The organism is Streptomyces mauvecolor (genome assembly GCF_039532965.1).
GTDB lineage: Bacteria > Actinomycetota > Actinomycetes > Streptomycetales > Streptomycetaceae > Streptomyces > Streptomyces violascens.
Window position 1 is genome coordinate 151,011 of the sequence record NZ_BAAASQ010000007.1, and the last position, 20,591, is coordinate 171,601.

Below are 20,591 nucleotides of genomic sequence, written 5' to 3' on the forward strand. Positions count from 1 at the left end.
GGGAGCGAGAAGCGACCACGGTCCGCGGGCGACCGGCGGCCGGTGCGGGGGCGCGCCATCGGCCCCCGCACCGGCCTCAAGGGTGCTACGCCCGCCCGCCGAGGCGGCGGCGCCTGCGCAGCGCCGCCGTGCCGAGCAGCCCGAGCGCGAGCGCCGCGCCCGCCCCGGCCACGGCGGACACCGCGGTCGAGGAGGTGGTGTCGCCCTCGGCGACGGCCGCGGCCTGAGCGGCCTGGGCCCTGGTCTCCTCGGCCGTCTCCGCGTAGCCGCCCGCCTTGCCCGACCTGTCGTAGGCCGAGCCCGGCAGCTTGTCGCCGTATGCCTTGGCGACGCGCTTCTGGTAGGCCGCGAGCGTGGTGCCGTTCGCGCCGATCGCCTTGACGGCGTCCTCGTCGAGCGGCAGCACCTTGTCGCCCTTCTCGACGTACCAGGCGTTGATCTGCGGCTCCTGGAACACGGTGCCGCCGGGGAGTTTCGCGGCCCCGGCCGCGGCGTAACGGGACTCGTCGTCGCCGGTGGCTATGTTGACCACCGTCCAGGCGGAGCCCTGCTGAACCGTCCACAGCGATGCCTTCTGGCCGTCCGAGGAGACGGCCGTGGAGGCCAGGTATTCCAGCTGTGCGACGGGGGCGCCCGCCTTCCCCGCCACGAACTGCGGGGAGAGCGCGTAGACGGGCACGGCGTCGCCCTCGATGTGCGGGGCGGCGGCCTTCAGCGCCACCTTGCCGTCCCGCGCGAAGAAGCGGGAGAGCGTGTCGAGGGTGGCGGGGGCGGACGCGGCCCGGTGGGCCGCGGCCTTCGACTCGGCGGAGGCGAGCGGCGCCTGGTCGGCGAAGGCGTGCGGGGCCGCGAGGCCGATGAGGGCCGCGGCCAGTGCGGCGGGTGCGAGGCGGGTCAACTTCATCGTCGTCACGCCCCGATCCGGTACAGCGAGTGGGTCCAGGAGAAGGAGTTGTTGTTGACGTACCAGGCGTGCGACGCCCAGTTGTAGCGGGTGCTGGAGGGCCAGGGATCGCCCCAGTACACCCAGCTGCTCGCGTCGTCGTAGCCGTACACGACGTGCATGTGACCGCCGCCGCTGGACCACTGGATGCGGGTCTCGATCGGGCGGTTGTTGTTGATCTCGGTCTGTACGGTCGAGTAACGCAGCCAACCGGTCACGTACGAGCCCGAGTTGATGCCCGCCCAGTCCAGGGCGTTCTGCACATTGCCCAGGTCCGCCTGCCAGTTGGGGCAGTCGTAGCCCTGCGCCCGGCCGAAGGCCGCGTTGCAGAACTGGTTCTGGGTGTAGTTGCGGCCGAACCAGGTGGCGATGGTGTTGCCGCTCCCGGCCCAGCACCAGTTGTCCTTCTGCTGGGCCTGCATCGTGATGTTGAGCTTCTTGGAGCTCGCCGCGGCGGCTGCGGCGGGCACCGGCTTGTCACTGTGCGGGGCGGCGGTGGCCGTTGCCGTGGGGGCGGCAAACAGAGCCGCCACCACGAGGGTGAGGGCGGACAGCCGTCTCTTCTTGCTGCGCATCGCGTTCCTCCCATGGCGGGGTGGGGGGTTGGGGATGGTGGAGGATCGCGTCCGGACGCTTGCGGTTGAGCATCGGACGTTGTCGAGAACAGGTCAACGCGCTTCAATGCGGGGTGGGACGCGGGTGTGAACGACGTGGCCGGAATGTGAACAACTCCCCTGCCGCCACCAGGTTTTCCCCGACCTGACGCCGCCTCGCGCCCACCCCCCACCGTGAACGTTCACTGAGGAGTCCCCCATGCTCCACACCGAGGCCGATCTGGCGCAGGTGCTGCACACCGGCCCGTTCCACCTGGCGCTGCGCGCCGCCCTGTCCGTCCGGGGCCTGCCGCTCCAGCGGGTCCAGCACCATCTCGCCGGGCGCGGCATCAAGGTCGGCGTGACCAGCCTGAGCTACTGGCAGCAGGGGGCGCGCAGGCCCCAGCGGCCCGAGTCGCTGCGCGCCGTGCGCGGCCTGGAAGAGGTGCTCGGCCTGCCCGCCAACTCCCTGCTGCGCCTCCTCGACGACACTTCGGCGGCCGACGTCGAGCGGCCCGCCGGGCGCTCCTACCGCTCACTCGTCGAGGCGTCGGGGGTGGTGGAGCAGCTCATCGGCGAGCTGGAGTCCCCGGTGGACGGCGGCCTGCACACCGTCGGCCACCACGAGCGGATCCGTATCGGCGCGGACCGGGAACTGCGCGGCCGCGACTCACAGCACGTCGTACGGGCCCACCGCGACGGCATCGACCGCTATCTGGCCATCCACCGCGGGGACGCCGGCTGCGATCCGGCCCGGGTCGAGGTGCGCGCGGGCGAGAACTGCCGCACCGGCCGCGTCCGCTGGGACACCGCCAGCGGGGTCCTGGTCGCCGAGCTGCTCTTCGACACCCGGCTGCGGGCCGGCGAGACGTATCTGTTCGGATACGGCTTCGAGGACGGTACGGGCGGTCCGAGCCGGGAGTACGTGCGGGGCTTCGCCTTCGCGGGGGGCCAGTACGTCCTTCAGGTGCGGTTCGACGAGCGGGCCCTGCCGGCCCGCTGCCGCCGCTTCGCCCAGACCTCCACGGGCGCCACCCGCTCCGGCCGCAGCGATCTCACCCTCAGCGGGCGGCACCGCTCGGTGCACCTGGTGGAGCAGGGGGTGCGGCCGGGGATCCTGGGGATCGACTGGGACTGGGAGTGAGGTCTTGGGAGGTCGGGCCGGGGGTCAGGCGTCGGGGCCGGCCACCAGCTGGCCGTCCTTGACCTTCACCGGCACCTTGGGCAGCGGCACGGTGGCCGGGCCCTGGACCGGCTTGCCGGTCATCACGTTGAAGCGGCTGCCGTGGCAGGGACAGTTCGCGTGGCCGTCCTCGATCTTCTCCAGGAGGCAGCCGGCGTGCGTGCACTGGGCGCTGAACGCCTGGTACTCGCCCTTCGCCGGGCAGGACACCATGACCCGCTGCTCGCGGTAGAGCTTGGCGCCGCCGACCGGGACCGCGTCGGGCGAGCCGAGCGGCTCGGGCGCGGTCGGGGTCGGCGTCTCGGCGTGGCCGAGCTTGGAGTCGGTGGAGCAGGCGGCCACGCCGACCCCCGCGGCCCCGGCGAGGGCGGCGCCTTTCAGCACGGTGCGACGGGCGGCGGGCTGGCCGGTCATGGGTACTCCACTGATCACTGGTCTCGGTCGGTCGCCTGCGCGGCCGACGCGGTCGTCGCGCGCAACCGACCCGGGTTGCGTATCGACGATACCGGCGCAGATCGCCCGCCCTTCGCCGGGGCTGCCGGAGCGGGCGTGGGATGGGTTACGTTCTGGGCCGTGATCGTCGTCGCCGGAGAGTCCCTCATCGACCTGGTGCCGCAGCGCCCCGAGGATCCGCTGGGGCCGCTGGCTCCACGCCCGGGTGGCGGCCCGTACAACACCGCGGTCGCCCTGGGCCGGCTCGGCGCGGGGGCCGCCTTCTGCTCCCGGGTCTCCACGGACGGCTTCGGCGAGGCCCTCCTGGGCGGGCTGCACTCGGCCGGGGTGGACACGTCCCTGGTGCAGCGCGGCCCGGAGCCGACGACGCTGGCGGTGGCGAGCCTCGCGCCGGACGGCTCCGCGCGCTACAGCTTCTACGCGGACGGCACCGCTGACCGCCTCTTCGAGCTGCCTCCACAACTCCCTTCCCCTGCAAGCGCGTTGGCACTGGGCACCTGCTCCCTGGTACTCGAACCGGGCGCGACGGCGTACGAGGCGCTGCTCCGGAGGGAGTCGGCCAGAGGCGTCCTCACTCTCCTGGACCCGAACATCCGCCCCGGTCTGATCCCGGACCCGGACGCCTACCGAACCCGCTTCAGTAGCTGGCTGCCGTACGTGTCCCTCCTGAAACTCTCGGAGGAGGACGCGGAGTGGCTGGGCGGCGCGGTGGAGGAATGGCTGGCGGCCGGCCCGGAGGCGGTGGTGGTGACGCGGGGCGCGGCGGGCCTGACGGCGTACACGGCGGAGGGAGCCGAGCACACGGTCCCCGCCGAGCGGGTGAGGGTGGCGGACACGATCGGCGCGGGCGACACGGTGAACGCCGCGCTGCTGCACCGCCTCCCGGACCTGAACGCCCTGGCCTCGGCGAACTGGCCGGAGATCCTGCGCTACGCGGCAAGGGCGGCGGCGTTGACCTGCGAGAGGGAGGGAGCGCAGCCGCCCACGGCGGAGGAGGTGGGGAGGGTCTGAGGGGGCCGCCGGGGGGGGCGACCTCCAACGCCCTTCCGGGACGCACGGGGCAAGCCGTTCCCCGACTGCAAACCCGGCTCGCTTGAGGAGCGGGTCCCGGGACGGGGTACGGGAGGGGAGCCCGCGAAGCGGGTGCGGGGGCGTCCCGCCAGGGTCGCGAGGGCGAAGCCCCAGCCAGGGTCCGAGGGCGGAGCCCTTCGTGCAGGACCGAGGTGAGGGGAGCCCTGCCGGAGTCCGGAGGCGGAGCCCTTCGTGCGGTCGACGGGGTGCCTCTGCTGGGGTGCGGGGAGCTCCCCCGCCGGAGTCGAAGGGCGGAGCCCTTCGTGGGGGTCTAGAGGGCGGAGCCCTCAGGGGGGTCTGGGGCGGAGCCCCAGGGCTCAGCCTTCTCAACCCGCCTGCACGCGCGGGCGGGCGGGCAACTCCTTGAGGAGCCGGGGCGCCCTCTCAACCCCGTCACGCGCAGGCGGGAGGGCAAGCTCCCCCAGGTCTGGGGCGGAACCCCAGGGAACCGAATCCTCCCTCGCCCCTTCCCAACCCCCGGAGGGTCTCGGGAAGGGGCGGGGAGGGGGACTCACGCCTTGCGAGCCCGGGTCGCCTTCTTCGCCGGCGCCGCCTTCTTGGCCGCGGAGGCCGTCCGAGCAGAGGCCGTCTTCTTGGCAGGCGCGGCCTTCGCCGCAGAAACCGCCTTCTTCGCCGCCGCCTTCTTCACCGGCTTCCGTACCGGAACAGACGCGTCGCTGATCCGGTCCGCCCCCAGAATGTCCCGCAGGAACTTGCCCGTGTGGCTGGCCGGCACCGAGGCGACCTGCTCGGGCGTGCCCTCGGCGATGACCAGGCCACCCCCGTTGCCGCCCTCGGGACCCATGTCGACGACCCAGTCCGCCGTCTTGATGACGTCCAGGTTGTGCTCGATGACGATCACCGAGTTCCCCTTGTCGACAAGCCCGGAAAGGACCTTGATCAGCTTCGAGATGTCCTCGAAGTGCAGCCCGGTGGTGGGCTCGTCGAGCACGTACACCGTCCGCCCCGTGGACCGCTTCTGCAGCTCGGAGGCGAGCTTCACACGCTGGGCCTCGCCACCCGACAGGGTCGGCGCGGACTGCCCGAGCCGGACGTACCCGAGCCCGACCTCGTTCAGCGTCCGCAGGTGACGGGCGATCGTCGGGACGGCCTCGAAGAACTCCAGGCCCTCCTCGATCGGCATGTCGAGCACCTCGGCGATGGACTTGCCCTTGTAGTGGACCTCCAGCGTCTCCCGGTTGTAGCGCGCCCCGTGGCAGACCTCGCACGGGACGTACACGTCCGGCAGGAAGTTCATCTCGATCTTGATGGTGCCGTCGCCGGAGCAGTTCTCGCAGCGGCCGCCCTTGACGTTGAAGGAGAACCGGCCGGGGAGGTAACCCCGGACCTTCGCCTCCATGGTCTCCGCGAACAGCTTGCGGACGTGGTCGAAGACGCCCGTGTACGTCGCCGGGTTGGAGCGCGGGGTGCGGCCGATGGGCGACTGGTCGACGTGCACGACCTTGTCGACGAGGTCGTCGCCGTCGACCCGGGTGTGCCGGCCGGGCACGCTGCGCGCCCCGTTCAGCTCGCGGGCCAGGTGCGTGTACAGGATGTCGTTGACCAGCGTCGACTTGCCCGAGCCGGAGACTCCGGTGACGGCGGTCAGCACGCCGAGCGGGAACGAGACGTCGATGTCCTGGAGGTTGTTCTCCTTGGCGCCGTGCACGGTGAGCCGGCGCGTGGGGTCCATGGGCCGCCGGATGTCGGGCAGCGGGATCGACTTCTTGCCTGCCAGGTACTGGCCGGTCATCGACTCCTTGTTGCTGAGCAGCTGCTTCAACGGGCCGCTGTGGACGACCTTTCCGCCGTGCTCACCGGCGCCCGGGCCGATGTCGACGACCCAGTCGGCCACCTTGATGGTGTCCTCGTCGTGCTCGACGACGATCAGGGTGTTGCCCATGTCGCGCAGGCGGACCAGCGTCTCGATCAGGCGGTGGTTGTCGCGCTGGTGCAGGCCGATCGACGGCTCGTCCAGGACGTAGAGCACGCCGACCAGGCCGGAGCCGATCTGGGTGGCGAGCCGGATGCGCTGGGCCTCGCCGCCGGAGAGGGTGCCGGCCGCGCGGTTGAGCGAAAGGTAGTCGAGGCCGACGTCGACCAGGAACTTCAGCCGCTCGTTGACCTCCTTCAGGACCCGCTCGGCGATCTTCTTGTCGCGGCTGTTGAGCTTGAGCTCGGCCAGGAAGTCCGCGCAGTCGCTGATCGACATCGCGGAGACCTCGGCGATGGACCGCTCCATCACGGTGACCGCGAGGACCAGGGGCTTGAGGCGCGTGCCCTCGCACGTGGGGCAGGGCACCTCGCGCATGTAGCCCTCGAAGCGCTCACGGGCGCCGTCGCTCTCCGCCTCGGAGTGGCGCCGCTTGACGAACGGCACCGCGCCCTCGAAGGAGGTGGTGTACGCCCGCTCGCGCCCGTACCGGTTGCGGTAGCGGACCTCGATCTGCGTCTTGTGGCCGTGGAGGAGCGCCTTCTTGGCGCGCTGCGGAAGCCCGGCCCACGGGATGTCGGTGCGGAAGCCCAGCTCCTCGGCGAGCGCGCCGACCAGGCGGGCGAAGTAGTCCTTGGTGTGGCCGAGCGACCACGGCGAGACAGCGCCCTCGTCGAGGGACTTGTCCTCGTCCGGGATGATCAGCTCGGGGTCGACCTCCATGCGGGTGCCGATGCCGGTGCAGTCGGGGCAGGCGCCGAACGGCGAGTTGAAGGAGAAGGAGCGCGGCTCCAGCTCCTCGAAGGAGAGGTCGTCGTACGGGCAGTACAGGTGCTCCGAGTACATCCGCTCGCGCTCGGGGTCGTCGGCCGCCAGGTCGACGAAGTCGAGCACGACCATGCCGCCGGACAGGCCCAGCGCGGTCTCCACCGAGTCGGTGAGGCGGCGCTTGGCGCCGTCCTTCACCGTGAGGCGGTCGATGACCACCTCGATGGTGTGCTTCTCCTGCTTCTTCAGCTTGGGCGGCTCGGCGAGCTGGATGGTCTCGCCGTCGACCCGGGCCCTGCTGTAGCCCTTGGTCTGGAGGTCGGCGAAGAGGTCGACGAACTCGCCCTTGCGCTCGCGCACCAGCGGCGAGAGCACCTGGAAGCGGCTGCCCTCGGGCAGTTCGAGCACCTTGTCGACGATGGCCTGCGGCGACTGGCGCGAGATCGGGCGGGCGCACTCGGGGCAGTGCGGCTTGCCGATGCGGGCGAAGAGCAGACGCAGGTAGTCGTAGACCTCGGTGATGGTGCCGACCGTCGAGCGCGGGTTGCGCGAGGTCGACTTCTGGTCGATGGAGACGGCGGGCGAGAGACCTTCGATGAAGTCGACGTCCGGCTTGTCCATCTGGCCGAGGAACTGGCGGGCGTACGAGGAGAGCGACTCGACGTAGCGGCGCTGCCCCTCGGCGAAGATCGTGTCGAACGCGAGGGAGGACTTGCCCGACCCCGAGAGCCCGGTGAAGACGATGAGGGAGTCGCGCGGCAGGTCGAGCGAGACGTTCTTCAGGTTGTGCTCGCGCGCGCCACGGACGATGAGACGGTCGGCCACGCCGGTCCGCACCTTTCTAGAGAGAGCGAGGGAGCTCCAGGAGCCCCCGTCCCAGGGTATGGGGGGACGCCTCGGTGATGTTGTTGATTCTTGGATGAATCCGGACACGTTCCGAAACGGATCCGAGAAGGGAACCGACTACGAGCGTATAGCACGCGCATTCGATTTACGGACTCGTCCGGCCACCTTCACCCGGACGAGTGGCGGGGCTATCGTCGGCGCCATGATTGATCACGCACGCGACCTGGCCTCTGTACGCGAGGCCACCGAACGACTGCTCACCGCAGCCGCCGCACTGGACAACGCCTCCGTCGCCGAGCCGTCACGGCTGCCCGGCTGGAGCCGCGGCCATGTGCTGGCCCATATCGCACGGAACGCGGACGCGCTCGTCAACGTGCTGGCCGGGCGGCCCATGTATCCGAGCGCCGAGGCCCGGGACGCGGACATCGACCGCGACGCGCCCCGCCCGCTGGACGCCCAGCTCGCGGACGTGCGCGAGAGCGCGGCCGGCTTCCAGGCCCAGGGCGAGCTGCCCGCCGACTGGTCGCGCACGGTCGAGCTGCGCAACGGCGTCACCGACGCCGCCGCCCGCGTGCCCTTCCGCCGCCTCGTCGAGGTCGAGCTGCACCACGTGGACCTCGGGATCGGCTATGAGCTGGAAGACCTGCCCGAGGACTTCGTCCGGCGCGAGACCGACTTCCTCACCGAGCGGTTCGCCGGGCACCAGGACCTTCCGCCGGTCGCCCTGACCGACGACAGCGGCCGGAGCTGGACCACCGGAGGCGGCGCCGAGGGCAGCCCCGTCCAGGTGAGCGGAACCGCCGCGGACCTCGTCGGCTGGCTCGCCGGACGGCGTGACGGCGCCGCCCTGAAGGTGACCGGCGGCGCGCTGCCCGCCCTGCCCCCACTGTGACCCCGGCGATAGGCTGAGCCCATGACGTACAGCGGAGCGGTGAAGGCCGGCGGTCCGGCCGATGTGCACGAGCTGACGGACCTGATGATCTCCAAGGTCGAGGTCGGGTCGATGAGCAACAACGCGTACCTGCTGCGCTGCCGGACCACCGGCGAGCAGCTGCTCATCGACGCGGCGGCCGACCCTTCGACGCTGCTCACGCTGATCGGTGACGACGGCATCGCGTCCGTCGTCACCACCCACCGGCACGGCGACCACTGGCAGGCACTCGCCGAGGTCGTCGCCGCGACGGGCGCGCGCACCTATGCGGGCCGCTACGACGCCGAGGGCATCCCGGTCCCGACCGACGTCCCCGTCGAGGACGGCGACACGATCAAGGTCGGCCGCGTCGAGCTCACCGCGCGCCACCTTGTCGGGCACACGCCGGGCTCGATCGCCCTGGTCTACGACGACCCGCACGGCCACCCCCATGTGTTCACCGGCGACTGCCTGTTCCCGGGCGGTGTGGGCAACACCTGGAAGGACCCCGAGGCCTTCGCCAGCCTCATCCGCGATGTCGAGACCAAGCTCTTCGACACGCTGCCGGACGAGACCTGGGTCTATCCCGGCCACGGCAACGACACCACCCTGGGTGACGAGCGCCCGCACCTGCCGGAGTGGCACGCACGCGGCTGGTAGCCGCCGCCCGGCGGCGCCTTCCGCCGCCGGGCCCGCCGGGGGAACCGGTCCGTTCGCCGCGCCGTAGAAGTCCATGCCTCGATCGTGGCACCCGCCACTGACAATCGACGGGGCACACGTGCGCCCGCCCGCCGTCCCGCACGCTTCCGCGCGCCCCCGTAACGCATGATCACTGCGGGTAGTTGGCGTGACATGCGCACCACCACTCCCCCCACACCGCCTTCGATGATCCGCCTCGCGGCCGCCTCGCTCGCGGGCACCGCCATCGAGTTCTACGACTTCTTCGTGTACGGGACTGCGGCCGCCCTGGTCCTCGGCCCGCTGTTCTTCCCGACGTTCTCCGCGCTCGCGGGAACCCTGGCGGCCTTCGGCACCTTTGGCATCGGCTTCCTGGCCCGCCCCCTGGGCTCCGCCCTGTTCGGGCACATCGGCGACCGCCACGGACGCCGCCCCGTCATGTTCGCCTCGCTCACGCTGACCGGGCTCGCGACGGTCGCGGTCGGCTGTGTGCCCTCGTACGCCTCGATCGGCATCGCGGCACCCTCGCTGCTCCTGGTGCTGCGCTTCCTCCAAGGGCTCGGGCTCGGCGGCGAATGGGGCAGCGCGGTGCTGCTCACGGCCGAGCACGCGCCCGCCCACCGGCGCGTGCTGTGGACGAGCATTCCGCAGATCGGGCCCTCCCTCGGCTTCCTGCTGGCCAACGGGGTCGTCCTCGCCCTGTCCGCCGGGCTGAGCGACGCCCAGTTCCACGCCTGGGGCTGGCGGGTGCCGTTCTGGGGCGCCGGGCTGCTCGCGCTCGGCGGGCTGCTGCTGCGCACCTCGCTGGCCGAGACGCCGCAGTTCCGCGAGATGGGCGAGCCGGTCAGGCTGCCGCTGCTCGAAGTGGCGCGCGGCCATGGGCGGTTGGTGCTCCTGACCGCGGGCGCCCTCTCGATCGGGTACGCCGTCTTCTACACGGTGTCGACCTGGTCGCTGGCGTACGCGACGGAACGGCTCGGGGTCGACCGCACGGTGATGCTCGTCTGCATCCTGGCGACGGTCGCGGTCATGGGTGCACTGACGCCGCTCGCGGCGTTGTTCGGCGACCGCTACGGGCGTCGGCCGATGTGCCTGGCGGGGTGCACGGCGACGGTGTTGTGGATGTTCCCGATGGTGGCGCTGCTCTCGACCGGCGAGCCGCTGTGGATGTTCGCCGGGTTCCTCGGCGCGATGCTGGCGTTCATCTCGATGTTCGCGGTGATCGCGGCGTACCTGCCGGAGCTGTACGAGCCGAGGGTGCGCTGCACGGGCGCCGCGGTCGGCTACAACCTGGGCGGGGTGCTCGGCGGCGCGCTGACCCCGATCGCGGCGACGGCGCTGGCCCGCGGCGACGGCCCGCCGTGGGGTGTCGCCGCGTATCTGACCGGCGTCGGACTGCTGAGTCTGGGCTGTTTCGCGCTGCTCCCCGAGACCCGGCCCGCGCCGGTGGCGCAGCCGGGTCCCGGGGAGCCGGAGGCGGCCCCGGCGTAGGGCCGCCTCCCTGCCGGTCAGGCGCCGATGCTGTCCTTCTGGGGCTCCTCGGCCGCCGTCTGCTTCCTGGCGGCGACGAGGCTGGTGATCGTGGTGATGACCAGCACGCCGCAGATCACGCCGAGCGAGACCGGGATGGAGATCTCGGGGACGTTCACCCCGTTCTCGTGCAGGGCGTGCAGCACCAGCTTCACGCCGATGAAGCCGAGGATCACCGAGAGGCCGTAGCTGAGGTGGACCAGCTTCTTGAGCAGCCCGCCGATCAGGAAGTACAGCTGGCGCAGGCCCATCAGCGCGAAGGCGTTGGCGGTGAACACGATGTACGGGTCCTGCGTGAGGCCGAAGATCGCGGGGATCGAGTCCATCGCGAAGAGGACGTCGGTGGTGCCGATGGCGAGCATGACGACCATGAGCGGCGTCAGGATCTTCTTGCCGTTCTTCTCCACGAACAGCTTGGTGCCGTGGTACCTGTCGGCGACGCCGAACTTCTTCTCGACGGACTTCAGGAGGCGGTTCTCCTCGAACTCCTCTTCCTCCTCGCCGGAGCGCGCCTCCTGGATGAGCTTCCAGGCGGTGTAGATCAGGAACGCGCCGAAGATGTAGAAGACCCAGGAGAAGTTGGCGATCACCGCGGCACCGGCCGCGATGAAGATCGCACGCAGCACGAGGGCGATCAACACGCCGAACAGCAGCACCCGTTGCTGGAGGTGCGAGGGCACCGAGAACTTCGCCATGATCAGGATGAAGACGAAGAGGTTGTCGACGGAGAGCGACTTCTCGGTGATGAAGCCCGCGAAGAACTCGCCGGACGCCTGGCTGTTGCCGAAGAACAGCAGGCCGACGCCGAAGAGCGCGGCCAGCACGATCCAGACCACGGTCCAGATGCCGGCTTCCCTGACCGACACGTCATGGGGCTTGCGCCCGATGAAGAAGTCGGCCGCGATCAGGGCACACAGACCAAGAATGGTCAGTACCCACAGGGTCATTGAAACGTCCACTGCGCCTCCGGCGTCGTACGGCTACTGATCAGCGTCGTCGCTGCCGGAGGTCTCTTCCACCCGGGCGCCTTCCCTCGCGCCGCGGGCCGGCGCCCCGGGACCCGTCCCATGGGTCCGTATTGACGGGAACGCCGCAGTCGGGAGTACTCCCCTCCGCTGGAGGCAGCCTACCCGAATAACCAAGAGAAGGTAAAGAGATTGGTAAAGATCAGCCAAATGGCCAGGTCGGAGGCGTTTGGTATAGCTCTTACGGCGGAGTCGCCCGCGCCGTCCCGGAACGGGCAGGGGTGTCAGCGGGGCCAGGCGGCGCGGGCCTCACCGACCTGGCCGAGGACCTGCTCCAGGATGCGGCTGCCGGGCGGCGCGAGCGGCGGCTCGTATGTCCAGGCGTGACCCACCCACGGGTCGGCCAGGTGGTCGTCGGGGACCGGGGTCAGCCGCAGCAGCGAGCGCCACAGGGGCTGGAGGACCGGCCCGTACTCGCTGGCCTCCTCACGGTCGGCGATCATCAGGAGGTGCACGCCGACCGAGGGCCCCTCGTCGGCGAGGTAACGCAGCTGGTTCAGGGCGCGGTCGTCGAAGCCGTGCGGGAAGTCGTTGACGATCAGGAGCTGCTCTGCCGTGTCCATGCCGGGCGGCAGCGCGTCGGCGCCCGCCCCTGCCCGTACCGCCATCTGTACGAGGTCCACGCGCTCGGTGAGCCGGGCCAGGACCTCGGCCACCCCGGCCGCACCCGCCGCCGGGGGTGCGGCGAGCACCCCGGCCCGCGTGAGCGGAGCGAGCCGGGACGCGGCCGAGCCCGCCGCGTCGATGACGTGGACGGCGAACTCATGGGCCGGGTACACCGCGAGCAGCCGGGCCGCGATCGCCACCGCGGTGTCCACCGCCAGGCCCTTGACCCGATCGGAGTCCATGAAGGCGGCCGCCTCGGAGCCGCCGCGGCCCGAGTCGATCCACAGGCCGCGCTCAAGCGGCAGCCGGACCAGCATCGGAATGCGCAGCTCCGGCTGCTCGGGCAGCTGCAGATCGCCGATCCGCAGGGCCATGGGGAGCTCCATCGGGACCCGGTAGGCGTGCCACACCGGGTTGTCCCAGCGGGCGTACGCGGGCGGCAGGGCGGGCTCGACGACCTCGGACTCGGCGGTCAGCTGACCGAGGTCGCGGTCGAGGGCCTCCCTGGCCCTGCCGACGAGCTCCTCCCGCTTGGCACGGGCCTGTTCGCGCGCCTGGTCCCCGGCCGATCCCATGCGGCCGCGCGGGTCGGACAGGGCGCGGTCGATCTCCTGCTCCATCCGCGAGTCCGCGAAGTCGACGGCGCTGCGGTAGGCGGCGACGGCGCGGGCCAGGTCCTCGAACATGCCCCACACCTGGTTGTAGAGCCGCTCGTCCATGGACCAGCCGCTGGCATCGCCCGCGACGGGCTGCGCGGGCTCGCCGGGGGCCGCGGGCGGCGCGACCGGGGCCGGTGGCGGGGGCGTGCTGGTCTGGCGCCGGGGATGCGCGTAGTTGATGGGACCGCCGTCGCCGACCGCCTGCTGGGGCGGGGTGACGGGCGGCTGGGCGTCGGCCGGTGCGGGCCCGCCGGACGCTCCGGGCCCCGCGGCGCGCACCCGGGCGTCGTCGCTCGTACGGGGCGGGGGCGCGGCCACCGAACGGGAGACGCCGAGCGCGATCGCGTCCTGGATGGCGGTGGCCAGCTGCCCCGCCTCCGGCAGGCCCTGGTCGGCCAGCATGTCGGCGAGGCCGCCCGCGTATCCCTGGCCGATGGCACGGATCTTCCAGGCGCCCTGGCGGCGGTAGAGCTCCAGGGCCACGACCGCTGACTCGGCGCCGAGCCCGGTGATGGTGTAGCTGGCGATCTCTGTGCCGTCAAGGCCCGTGACCGCGACGAAGGGCGCGGCCACCGCGGCGAACCGGCTGGGCCCCGGAGTCCCGAGCGGCAGCGCGAGGAGCACGTTGACCCGGTGCACGCTCTCGCCCAGGGCCTCCAGGTCCACGGCCAGGCGGTGGTCGGCGGCGGCCTGCCGGGAGACCTCCAGGCCGGGCAGGCTCGGCGCGCCGGGGTGGGCGACCTGCTCCGCCCCGCGCACCCGGCCCTGCTCGTCGCCGAGCGTGGCACCGGCCACGACCGGGGTGCCGGCCGACACCCGGATCTCCAGTCGGGTCTGGGGCAGGGGGTGGTTCTGCCCCCGTACCAGCTCGGCCGTCATCGCCTCTGTCCCCTCGTCGAGTTGATGGTGGTGCGTGTGCTGCGTATGCGGTTGCGGTGCAGCTCCCGGCGGCATCGTGCCTCCGGGAGCTGCGGCGTCAGTTTCTGCTCTGTACTGCGGTGTTCGGTACCGCGGCGCGGTCAGAGGTGCGGCAGGATCGCCGGCATCAGGTCCTGGAAGGTGCGGCCGTTGGCCGGGTTGCCGATGGCGGTCATCTGCCAGCCGGCGCCCGCGCGGTGCACCTTGGCCATGATCTGCGCGGTGTACTGGCCGCCGCCGTCCAGCGTGTAGCGGGCCAGCTCCTGGCCGTTGGTCTCGTCGACCAGGCGGCAGAACGCGTTCTGCACCTCCTGGAACGTCTGGCCGGTGAACGAGTTCACCGTGAAGACGATCTGGTCGATGTGGACCGGCACGCGCGAGAGGTCGACCAGGATCGACTCGTCGTCACCGCCCTGGCCCGCGCCGCCCACGAGGTTGTCGCCGGTGTGCCGGACCGAGCCGTCGTCGCTGGTGAGGTGGCGGAAGAACACCACGTCGACGGGCTGCTTGTCGGCGAAGAGCACCGCCGAAGCGTCCAGGTCGATCTCCTGCGTCCGCTTGCCGAACAGGCCCCGGCGCGGTGCCGCCTGCCAGCCGAGCCCCATCCGCACCGCGGTCAGGGTGCCGCCACCCTGCTTCTCCAGGCTGATGGCCTGACCCTTGGACAGATTGACCGTCACGCGCTGTCCCCTCTCCCCATGTGTCGTTCTTGACATGCTTTGCGTTGTTGTACGTTCTCGCGCCCGACCCTACGCAGTCCATCGGGCCCCGCGGCCACGCGGGGGCTTTTTGTGGCGGTGTTGCAACACACCGCCCCTGCACGGAATCCGCCCCCGCGGCCGGCCGGTCAGGCGAGGCCCGCCTCCTTCATCTGGCGGAGCTCCTTCTTCAGCTCGCCGACCTCGTCGCGCAGCCGGGCCGCCACCTCGAACTGCAGGTCCGCGGCGGCCGCCCGCATCCGGTCGGTCATCTCCTCGATGATTCCCGCCAGTTCGGCCGCGGGACGGTCGGTGAGCTCCTTCTTCGCTCCCTTGCCCGCCTTCGCCGCCTTGGTGCCGAGGGAGGGCACCGGCGCCTTGGCCGCCTTGCCGTCCTTGCCCTTGCGGTATCCGCTGCCGAGCAGTTCCTCGGTGTCGATCTCCTCGCGCGCGATGGTCGCGACGATGTCGTTGATCTTCTTCCGCAGCGGCTGCGGGTCGATCCCCTTCTCCTTGTTGTACGCGATCTGCTTCTCTCGGCGCCGGTTGGTCTCCTCGATGGCCTTCTCCATCGCCGGGGTGACGCGGTCGGCGTACATGTGGACCTGGCCGGACACGTTGCGGGCCGCACGGCCGATGGTCTGGATCAGGGAGGTGCCCGACCGCAGGAAGCCCTCCTTGTCGGCGTCGAGGATCGCCACCAGGGACACCTCGGGCAGGTCGAGGCCCTCACGCAGCAGGTTGATGCCGACCAGCACGTCGTACTCGCCGGCCCGCAGTTCCCGCAGCAGCTCGATACGGCGCAGCGTGTCGACATCGCTGTGCAAGTACCGCACCTGGATGCCCAGTTCGAGGAAGTAGTCGGTGAGGTCCTCGGCCATCTTCTTGGTCAGCGTGGTGACCAGGACCCGCTCGTCCTTCTCGGTGCGCTTGCGGATCTCGTGCACCAGGTCGTCGATCTGTCCCTCGGTGGGCTTGACCACGACCTCCGGGTCGACCAGGCCGGTCGGGCGGATGATCTGCTCCACGAAGCCGTCGCCGCGGGAGAGTTCGTACTTGCCGGGGGTGGCCGACAGGTACACCGTCTGGCCGATGCGGCCGAGGAACTCCTCCCACTTCAGCGGCCGGTTGTCCAGCGCGGAGGGCAGCCGGAAGCCGTGGTCGACGAGCGTCCTCTTGCGGGAGGCGTCGCCCTCGTACATCGCGCCGATCTGCGGCACGGTCACATGCGACTCGTCGAGGACCAGCAGGAAGTCCTCGGGGAAGTAGTCGATCAGGGTGTTGGGCGCGGTGCCGGGCTCACGGCCGTCGAAGTGCATCGAGTAGTTCTCCACACCCGAGCAGCTGCCGATCTGGCGGAGCATCTCCAGGTCGTACGTGGTGCGCATGCGCAGCCGCTGGGCCTCCAGGAGCTTGCCCTGCTTCTCCAGCTCGGCGAGGCGCTGCTCCAGCTCCTTCTCGATGCCGTTGACGGCCTTCTCCATGCGCTCCGGGCCCGCCACGTAGTGGCTGGCGGGGAAGACGTAGAGCGACTGGTCCTCGCTGATGATCTCGCCGGTGATCGGGTGGAGCGTGGAGAGCGCCTCGATCTCGTCCCCGAACATCTCAATGCGGACGGCCAGTTCCTCGTAGACCGGGAAGATCTCGATGGTGTCGCCGCGCACCCGGAAGGTGCCGCGGGCGAACGCCACGTCGTTGCGGGTGTACTGGATGTCGACGAAGCGGCGCAGCAGCTGGTCGCGGTCGATCTCGTCGCCGACCTTGAGCGGCACCATCCGGTCGACGTACTCCTGCGGGGTGCCCAGGCCGTAGATGCAGGACACCGACGCGACCACGATCACGTCACGGCGGGTGAGCAGCGAGTTGGTCGCCGAGTGGCGCAGCCGCTCGACCTCCTCGTTGATCGAGGAGTCCTTCTCGATGTAGGTGTCCGACTGCGGGACGTACGCCTCGGGCTGGTAGTAGTCGTAGTACGACACGAAGTACTCGACGGCGTTGTTGGGCAGCAGCTCGCGGAACTCGTTGGCCAGCTGGGCGGCCAGAGTCTTGTTCGGCGCCATGACGAGCGTGGGGCGCTGGAGCTTCTCGATCATCCAGGCAGTCGTCGCCGACTTTCCGGTGCCGGTGGCGCCGAGGAGGACGACATCCTTCTCACCTGCACGGATGCGCTTCTCCAGCTCGGCGATGGCCGCCGGCTGGTCACCGCTGGGCTGGTAGGGACTGACGACCTCGAAGGGCGCCACCGTACGTTCGATCTTGGAAACGGGCCGCATGCAACCACCGTACGACCCGCCACTGACAACCGGGGTCCGATCGCGCTCCGGTCACCAGTCGTGCGGGGAGGCGGAGCCCTCGCGCGACGGCTCGGACGCCGCCCAGCTGGTGCGTTCCGGGAAGGACGGGCGGTGCCGGGGCGCGGGGATCGCGCGCGTCGGACGCTTCTCCCAGTCCGGCTTGCCCATCACCACGAGCGGGTCGAACATCACGACCACCCCGGCGAGGACCAGGAAGGCGACGGGCCCGATCAGCATGGGCGCGAGCAGGGAGGCGGGCGACTCGCCTCCGGCCGCGGCGGTGGCGGCAGTGGCGGCGCCGCCGTGCAGCCGGACGCTGAGCGCGGCCATCCCCGTGTAGTGCATGCCGCTGACGGCGACGCCCATGACGAGGCTGGCACCCAGGCTGGCCAGGAAGCCGTGCACGGACACGGCGGCCCACAGCGCGGCCGTGGCGGCCACGACCGCGATCACCACGGAGACGCTGACGACGACGGTGTTGTACTCGAACTCGCCGTTCATCGTGATCCCGGCCATGCCCAGGTAGTGCATGGTGGCCACGCCGAGACCGGTGATGGTGCCCCCCGTGACCAGCGCCATGGGGGTGGCGCCCCGGTAGCCGACGATGAAGATGCCGATGCCCACCATCACGATCGCGACGGCGAGGCTGGCGAAGGTGATGCCCCGGTCGTAGCCGAGCGGCACCTCGTGGACCGTGAACCCCATCATCGCGATGAAGTGCATGGTCCAGATGCCCGAGCCTATGGAGGTGGCGCCGAGCGCCAGCCAGGCGGCCTTGAAGGAGCGCTCCGTCCGCACGGACCGGGCGGTGCAGCGCAGGCCCAGCGCTCCACCGAGGCAGGCCATGATGAACGCCGCCACCGGCGTCACAAGGCCATAGCTGAATCCGTCGACCGTCCCGTGCATACCCGTGTGCCCTTCACCCCGTACCGACTGAAGAGGCCCTACTCCTGATTGCGGCCCTGGTTCGGGGCGACATTAGGGCTCGCTGCGCGACAGGCAAACATTTTCCGGGCAATTTATCGACTCCGGGCAGTTGGGACGTTCCGTTGTGTGTGGATCCGCACCCTTTGGCACCCCCGTCTCGCGGCCCAGGCAGGCCGGTTTCGCGGGCGGGCGGCCGCGTTGTCAGTGGGCGGTCGTACGGTGGTCGGCATGGACAGCAATGCGCAGTTCGTCGAGTGGGCCGTCGTCGGGAGCGGCATCGGTCCGCTGCTCCTGGCCGCGACCGGGCAGGGTCTGGTGAACGTGGTGTTCCACGCCGATGAAGCAGTGCGCGAGAGGGCCGTGCGGGCGCTCGCCGCCCGGTTCGGCACCGAGCCGGCCCCGGCGGTGCCCGGCCGGGCGGGCCCCCTGGAGGAGCCCATACGCCAGATCGAGGCCTATTTCGAGGGCGGGCTGCGGGAGTTCACACTGCCTCTCGACTGGTCGCTGTCGTCCGGGTTCAACCGGCAGGTGCTGCGCGAGCTGGCGGCAGGCGTGCCGTACGGGACGGTGGTGGGCTACGGCGATCTGGCCGGCCGGGTCGGCCAGCCCGGGGCGGCCCAGGCGGTGGGCGCGGCCATGGGGTCGAACCCGCTGCCGGTGGTGGTGCCCTGCCATCGCGTGGTGGAGAGCGACGGCGGGCTCGGCGGGTTCGGCGGCGGCCTGGAGACCAAGCGGCAGTTGCTCGCGCTCGAAGGGGTGCTGCCCCAGCCGCTGTTCTGAGCTGCGCCATTCCGCTGCCTCACCTGTTTCGTACGCGGTTGCGGGCTGGCACACTGCGCCGGTGACTACGCTCTCCGACGCCTCCGGCACCGGCCGTGCGGTGCCCGATCCGGCGGCCCTGCCCGCGCTGCGGCGCCGCATCACGGCCGTGCTGATCGCGAGCCAGATATTGGGCGGCCTCGCCAACGCCACGGGGATCGCGCTGGCCGCGGTGCTTGCCGCCGAGGTCAGCGGCAGCCAGGCCCTGTCGGGGCTCGCCTCCGCGTCGATGGTGGTCGGTCCCGCGCTCCTCGCGATGCCGCTGGCCGCGCTGATGACCCGGCGCGGCCGCCGCCCCGGCCTGGTGCTCGCCTATCTCCTCGGGGTGGCCGGCGCCGCGGTCGTGGTCACGGGCGCCGTGCTCGCCAGCTTCCCGCTGCTGCTGTTCGGCATGGCCGTCTTCGGCGCCGGCTCCCTTGGCAACCTCCAGGCCCGGTACGCCGCCGCCGACCTCGCCGAGCCGGAACGGCGGGCCCGGGCCATCTCCACCGTGGTCTGGGCCACCACGATCGGCGCCGTACTCGGCCCGAACATAGCCGCGCCCGCCGGCCACAGCGTCACCCGCTTCGGGATACCTGCGGCCGCGGGGCCCTTCGTGTGGGCGGCCGGGGTGTTCCTGCTGTCCGCCGTGCTCGTCGGCGTGCTGCTGCGGCCGGACCCGCTGCTGACGGCCCGCGCCCTGGACGGCGGCGCGGCGCACTCCGCGGCGGCCCGCTCGCTGCGGGCCGGGGTCAGGGCGGTCAGGGAGTCCCCGCGGGCCCGTCTGGCGCTCGTCACCGTCGCCGTGTCGCACACCGCCATGGTGTCGATCATGTCGATGACGCCGGTCGCGCTCACCCGGCACGGCGCGGACATCGAGCTGATCGGCCTCGTCATCAGCATCCACATCGCCGGCATGTACGCGTTCTCCCCGGTGATGGGCTGGCTCGCCGACCGGCTCGGGCGGCTCTCCGTGATCGGCCTGGCGGCCGGGCTGCTGTGCTGCGCAGCCCTGCTGGCGGGCACGGCGGGCGCGAGCCACGGGCAGACCATGGCCGGGCTGTTCCTGCTGGGCCTCGGCTGGTCGGCGGGGCTCGTGTCCGGTTCGGCCCTCCTGACCGACTCGGTGCCGGGCCCGGCCCGCGCCGCCGTACAGGGCCTGTGCGACCTGACCATGAACGTGGCGGCGGGTCTCGGCGGCCTCACGGCGGGCCTGATCGTGGCCCGCGCGGGCTACGGCTGGCTGAACGCGGCGGGCGCCTCGCTGCTGCTGCCGATGGCGGGCCTCGCCCTGTTCACCTCCCGTCGGCACGGGGCGAAGGAACAGAGCCCGGCCGCGCCTACAAGCTGATGTGGTAGGCCTTGCGCAGCGTCTCGTGAACCGTCCACGTGGTGCGGTCGCCCTCGCGCAGCACGCAGGCGTCGCCGGGACCGATCTCCAGCGTGTCACCGCCCTCCACCTCGACGGTGGCGCGCCCGCTGACCACCACGAACAGCTCGTCGGCCTCGGTGTCGGTCACCACGCCCGGCGTGATCTGCCAGATGCCCCGGATCTGCTTCCCGTCCGCCGACTCCCACAGCACCTTCCCGGTCACCTCGGGCGCGCCGGACACGATCTGCTCCGGATCGAGCGGCTCCGGCTCCAACTCGGCGTCGGGGACTCGTACGGCGAAGGATGCCGGCGCGAGGGGGCTCGGGTCGGCGGAGGCGGAACCGGCAGGTGCGGCAGAGTCTTGGTCCATGGTGCTCATGGCCGGT

17 protein-coding genes are annotated in these 20,591 nt (G+C 71.3%); 7 read left to right on the forward strand and 10 right to left on the reverse strand.

Features of this window, described 5'->3' with window-relative positions; translation table 11 throughout:
* Positions 1–85: 85 nt before the first annotated feature.
* Together ABD346_RS07520 and ABD346_RS07525 are read right to left on the reverse strand one after the other, a co-directional pair.
* On the reverse strand, positions 86–904 hold the full coding sequence (locus tag ABD346_RS07520) for a hypothetical protein (RefSeq protein WP_344373331.1): 819 nt from the start codon (positions 902–904) through the stop codon (positions 86–88).
* 5 nt (positions 905–909) lie between these two features.
* Positions 910–1,518 carry a papain-like cysteine protease family protein gene (locus ABD346_RS07525; protein ID WP_344373232.1) on the reverse strand — a complete coding sequence of 203 codons (609 nt, stop codon included), beginning with the start codon at positions 1,516–1,518 and terminating at the stop codon, positions 910–912.
* 238 nt (positions 1,519–1,756) lie between these two features.
* Here ABD346_RS07525 and ABD346_RS07530 point away from each other — a divergent pair, with 238 nt between their 5' ends.
* A complete protein-coding gene (locus ABD346_RS07530; RefSeq protein WP_344373234.1) occupies positions 1,757–2,680 on the forward strand; it encodes a hypothetical protein in 924 nt (307 codons plus the stop codon).
* A 24-nt stretch (positions 2,681–2,704) separates the two neighbouring features.
* Here the strand turns inward: ABD346_RS07530 and ABD346_RS07535 are convergent, their stop codons facing one another.
* Positions 2,705–3,133 (reverse strand): Rieske (2Fe-2S) protein, encoded by a 429-nt coding sequence (locus ABD346_RS07535; protein ID WP_344373236.1) that lies wholly within the window; start codon positions 3,131–3,133, stop codon positions 2,705–2,707.
* A 159-nt stretch (positions 3,134–3,292) separates the two neighbouring features.
* Here ABD346_RS07535 and ABD346_RS07540 point away from each other — a divergent pair, with 159 nt between their 5' ends.
* Complete coding sequence (locus ABD346_RS07540; RefSeq protein ID WP_344373238.1) at positions 3,293–4,183, forward strand: carbohydrate kinase family protein; 891 nt, start codon at positions 3,293–3,295, stop codon at positions 4,181–4,183.
* 571 nt (positions 4,184–4,754) lie between these two features.
* Here the strand turns inward: ABD346_RS07540 and uvrA are convergent.
* Positions 4,755–7,769 carry an excinuclease ABC subunit UvrA gene (gene uvrA, locus ABD346_RS07545; RefSeq protein ID WP_344373240.1) on the reverse strand — a complete coding sequence of 1,005 codons (3,015 nt, stop codon included), beginning with the start codon at positions 7,767–7,769 and terminating at the stop codon, positions 4,755–4,757.
* Between the two features lie 223 nt (positions 7,770–7,992).
* On the opposite strand from uvrA, the gene ABD346_RS07550 reads away from it, so the two are divergent.
* The 3 genes from ABD346_RS07550 to ABD346_RS07560 all read left to right on the forward strand — a co-directional run bounded on the left by ABD346_RS07550 (position 7,993) and on the right by ABD346_RS07560 (position 10,869).
* Positions 7,993–8,682, forward strand: a complete 690-nt coding sequence (locus ABD346_RS07550) for a maleylpyruvate isomerase family mycothiol-dependent enzyme (protein ID WP_344373241.1) — start codon at positions 7,993–7,995, stop codon at positions 8,680–8,682.
* Positions 8,683–8,703: 21 nt separating this feature from the next.
* A complete protein-coding gene (locus ABD346_RS07555) occupies positions 8,704–9,360 on the forward strand; it encodes an MBL fold metallo-hydrolase (RefSeq protein ID WP_344373243.1) in 657 nt (218 codons plus the stop codon).
* A 225-nt stretch (positions 9,361–9,585) separates the two neighbouring features.
* The gene (locus tag ABD346_RS07560) at positions 9,586–10,869 is read left to right on the forward strand and encodes an MFS transporter (protein ID WP_344373245.1); all 1,284 of its coding nucleotides are present in this window, start codon (positions 9,586–9,588) and stop codon (positions 10,867–10,869) included.
* 17 nt (positions 10,870–10,886) lie between these two features.
* Here ABD346_RS07560 and ABD346_RS07565 read toward each other — a convergent pair whose 3' ends face one another.
* The 5 genes from ABD346_RS07565 to ABD346_RS07585 all read right to left on the reverse strand — a co-directional run bounded on the left by ABD346_RS07565 (position 10,887) and on the right by ABD346_RS07585 (position 18,014).
* Positions 10,887–11,867, reverse strand: a complete 981-nt coding sequence (locus ABD346_RS07565; RefSeq protein WP_344373247.1) for a TerC family protein — start codon at positions 11,865–11,867, stop codon at positions 10,887–10,889.
* Positions 11,868–12,157: 290 nt separating this feature from the next.
* Positions 12,158–14,077 carry a TerD family protein gene (locus ABD346_RS07570; RefSeq protein WP_344373249.1) on the reverse strand — a complete coding sequence of 640 codons (1,920 nt, stop codon included), beginning with the start codon at positions 14,075–14,077 and terminating at the stop codon, positions 12,158–12,160.
* A gap of 140 nt (positions 14,078–14,217) precedes the next feature.
* Positions 14,218–14,796, reverse strand: coding sequence for a TerD family protein (locus tag ABD346_RS07575; protein ID WP_344373251.1), 579 nt, complete (start codon positions 14,794–14,796; stop codon positions 14,218–14,220).
* 167 nt (positions 14,797–14,963) lie between these two features.
* Entirely contained in the window at positions 14,964–17,087 is a 2,124-nt protein-coding gene (uvrB, locus tag ABD346_RS07580; protein ID WP_344373253.1) for an excinuclease ABC subunit UvrB, read from the reverse strand.
* A gap of 51 nt (positions 17,088–17,138) precedes the next feature.
* Entirely contained in the window at positions 17,139–18,014 is an 876-nt protein-coding gene (locus ABD346_RS07585) for an MHYT domain-containing protein (protein ID WP_344373255.1), read from the reverse strand.
* Between the two features lie 249 nt (positions 18,015–18,263).
* Here ABD346_RS07585 and ABD346_RS07590 point away from each other — a divergent pair, with 249 nt between their 5' ends.
* Together ABD346_RS07590 and ABD346_RS07595 are read left to right on the forward strand one after the other, a co-directional pair.
* Entirely contained in the window at positions 18,264–18,815 is a 552-nt protein-coding gene (locus ABD346_RS07590; RefSeq protein ID WP_344373257.1) for a methylated-DNA--[protein]-cysteine S-methyltransferase, read from the forward strand.
* Positions 18,816–18,876: 61 nt separating this feature from the next.
* Positions 18,877–20,184, forward strand: a complete 1,308-nt coding sequence (locus tag ABD346_RS07595) for an MFS transporter (protein ID WP_344373259.1) — start codon at positions 18,877–18,879, stop codon at positions 20,182–20,184.
* Here the strand turns inward: ABD346_RS07595 and ABD346_RS07600 are convergent.
* Positions 20,174–20,575, reverse strand: a complete 402-nt coding sequence (locus tag ABD346_RS07600) for a cupin domain-containing protein (RefSeq protein WP_344373332.1) — start codon at positions 20,573–20,575, stop codon at positions 20,174–20,176. The genes ABD346_RS07595 and ABD346_RS07600 overlap by 11 nt on opposite strands.
* Positions 20,576–20,591 lie beyond the last annotated feature (16 nt).

Coding starts and splice junctions, on each gene's coding strand:
- ABD346_RS07520 (WP_344373331.1), bottom strand. CDS start 904: ATGAAGTTGACCCGCCTCGCACCCGCCGCACTGGCCGCGGCCCTCATC.
- ABD346_RS07525 (WP_344373232.1), bottom strand. CDS start 1,518: ATGCGCAGCAAGAAGAGACGGCTGTCCGCCCTCACCCTCGTGGTGGCG.
- ABD346_RS07530 (WP_344373234.1), top strand. CDS start 1,757: ATGCTCCACACCGAGGCCGATCTGGCGCAGGTGCTGCACACCGGCCCG.
- ABD346_RS07535 (WP_344373236.1), bottom strand. CDS start 3,133: ATGACCGGCCAGCCCGCCGCCCGTCGCACCGTGCTGAAAGGCGCCGCC.
- ABD346_RS07550 (WP_344373241.1), top strand. CDS start 7,993: ATGATTGATCACGCACGCGACCTGGCCTCTGTACGCGAGGCCACCGAA.
- ABD346_RS07555 (WP_344373243.1), top strand. CDS start 8,704: ATGACGTACAGCGGAGCGGTGAAGGCCGGCGGTCCGGCCGATGTGCAC.
- ABD346_RS07560 (WP_344373245.1), top strand. CDS start 9,586: ATGATCCGCCTCGCGGCCGCCTCGCTCGCGGGCACCGCCATCGAGTTC.
- ABD346_RS07570 (WP_344373249.1), bottom strand. CDS start 14,077: ATGACGGCCGAGCTGGTACGGGGGCAGAACCACCCCCTGCCCCAGACC.
- uvrB (WP_344373253.1), bottom strand. CDS start 17,087: ATGCGGCCCGTTTCCAAGATCGAACGTACGGTGGCGCCCTTCGAGGTC.
- ABD346_RS07585 (WP_344373255.1), bottom strand. CDS start 18,014: ATGCACGGGACGGTCGACGGATTCAGCTATGGCCTTGTGACGCCGGTG.
- ABD346_RS07590 (WP_344373257.1), top strand. CDS start 18,264: ATGGACAGCAATGCGCAGTTCGTCGAGTGGGCCGTCGTCGGGAGCGGC.
- ABD346_RS07600 (WP_344373332.1), bottom strand. CDS start 20,575: ATGGACCAAGACTCTGCCGCACCTGCCGGTTCCGCCTCCGCCGACCCG.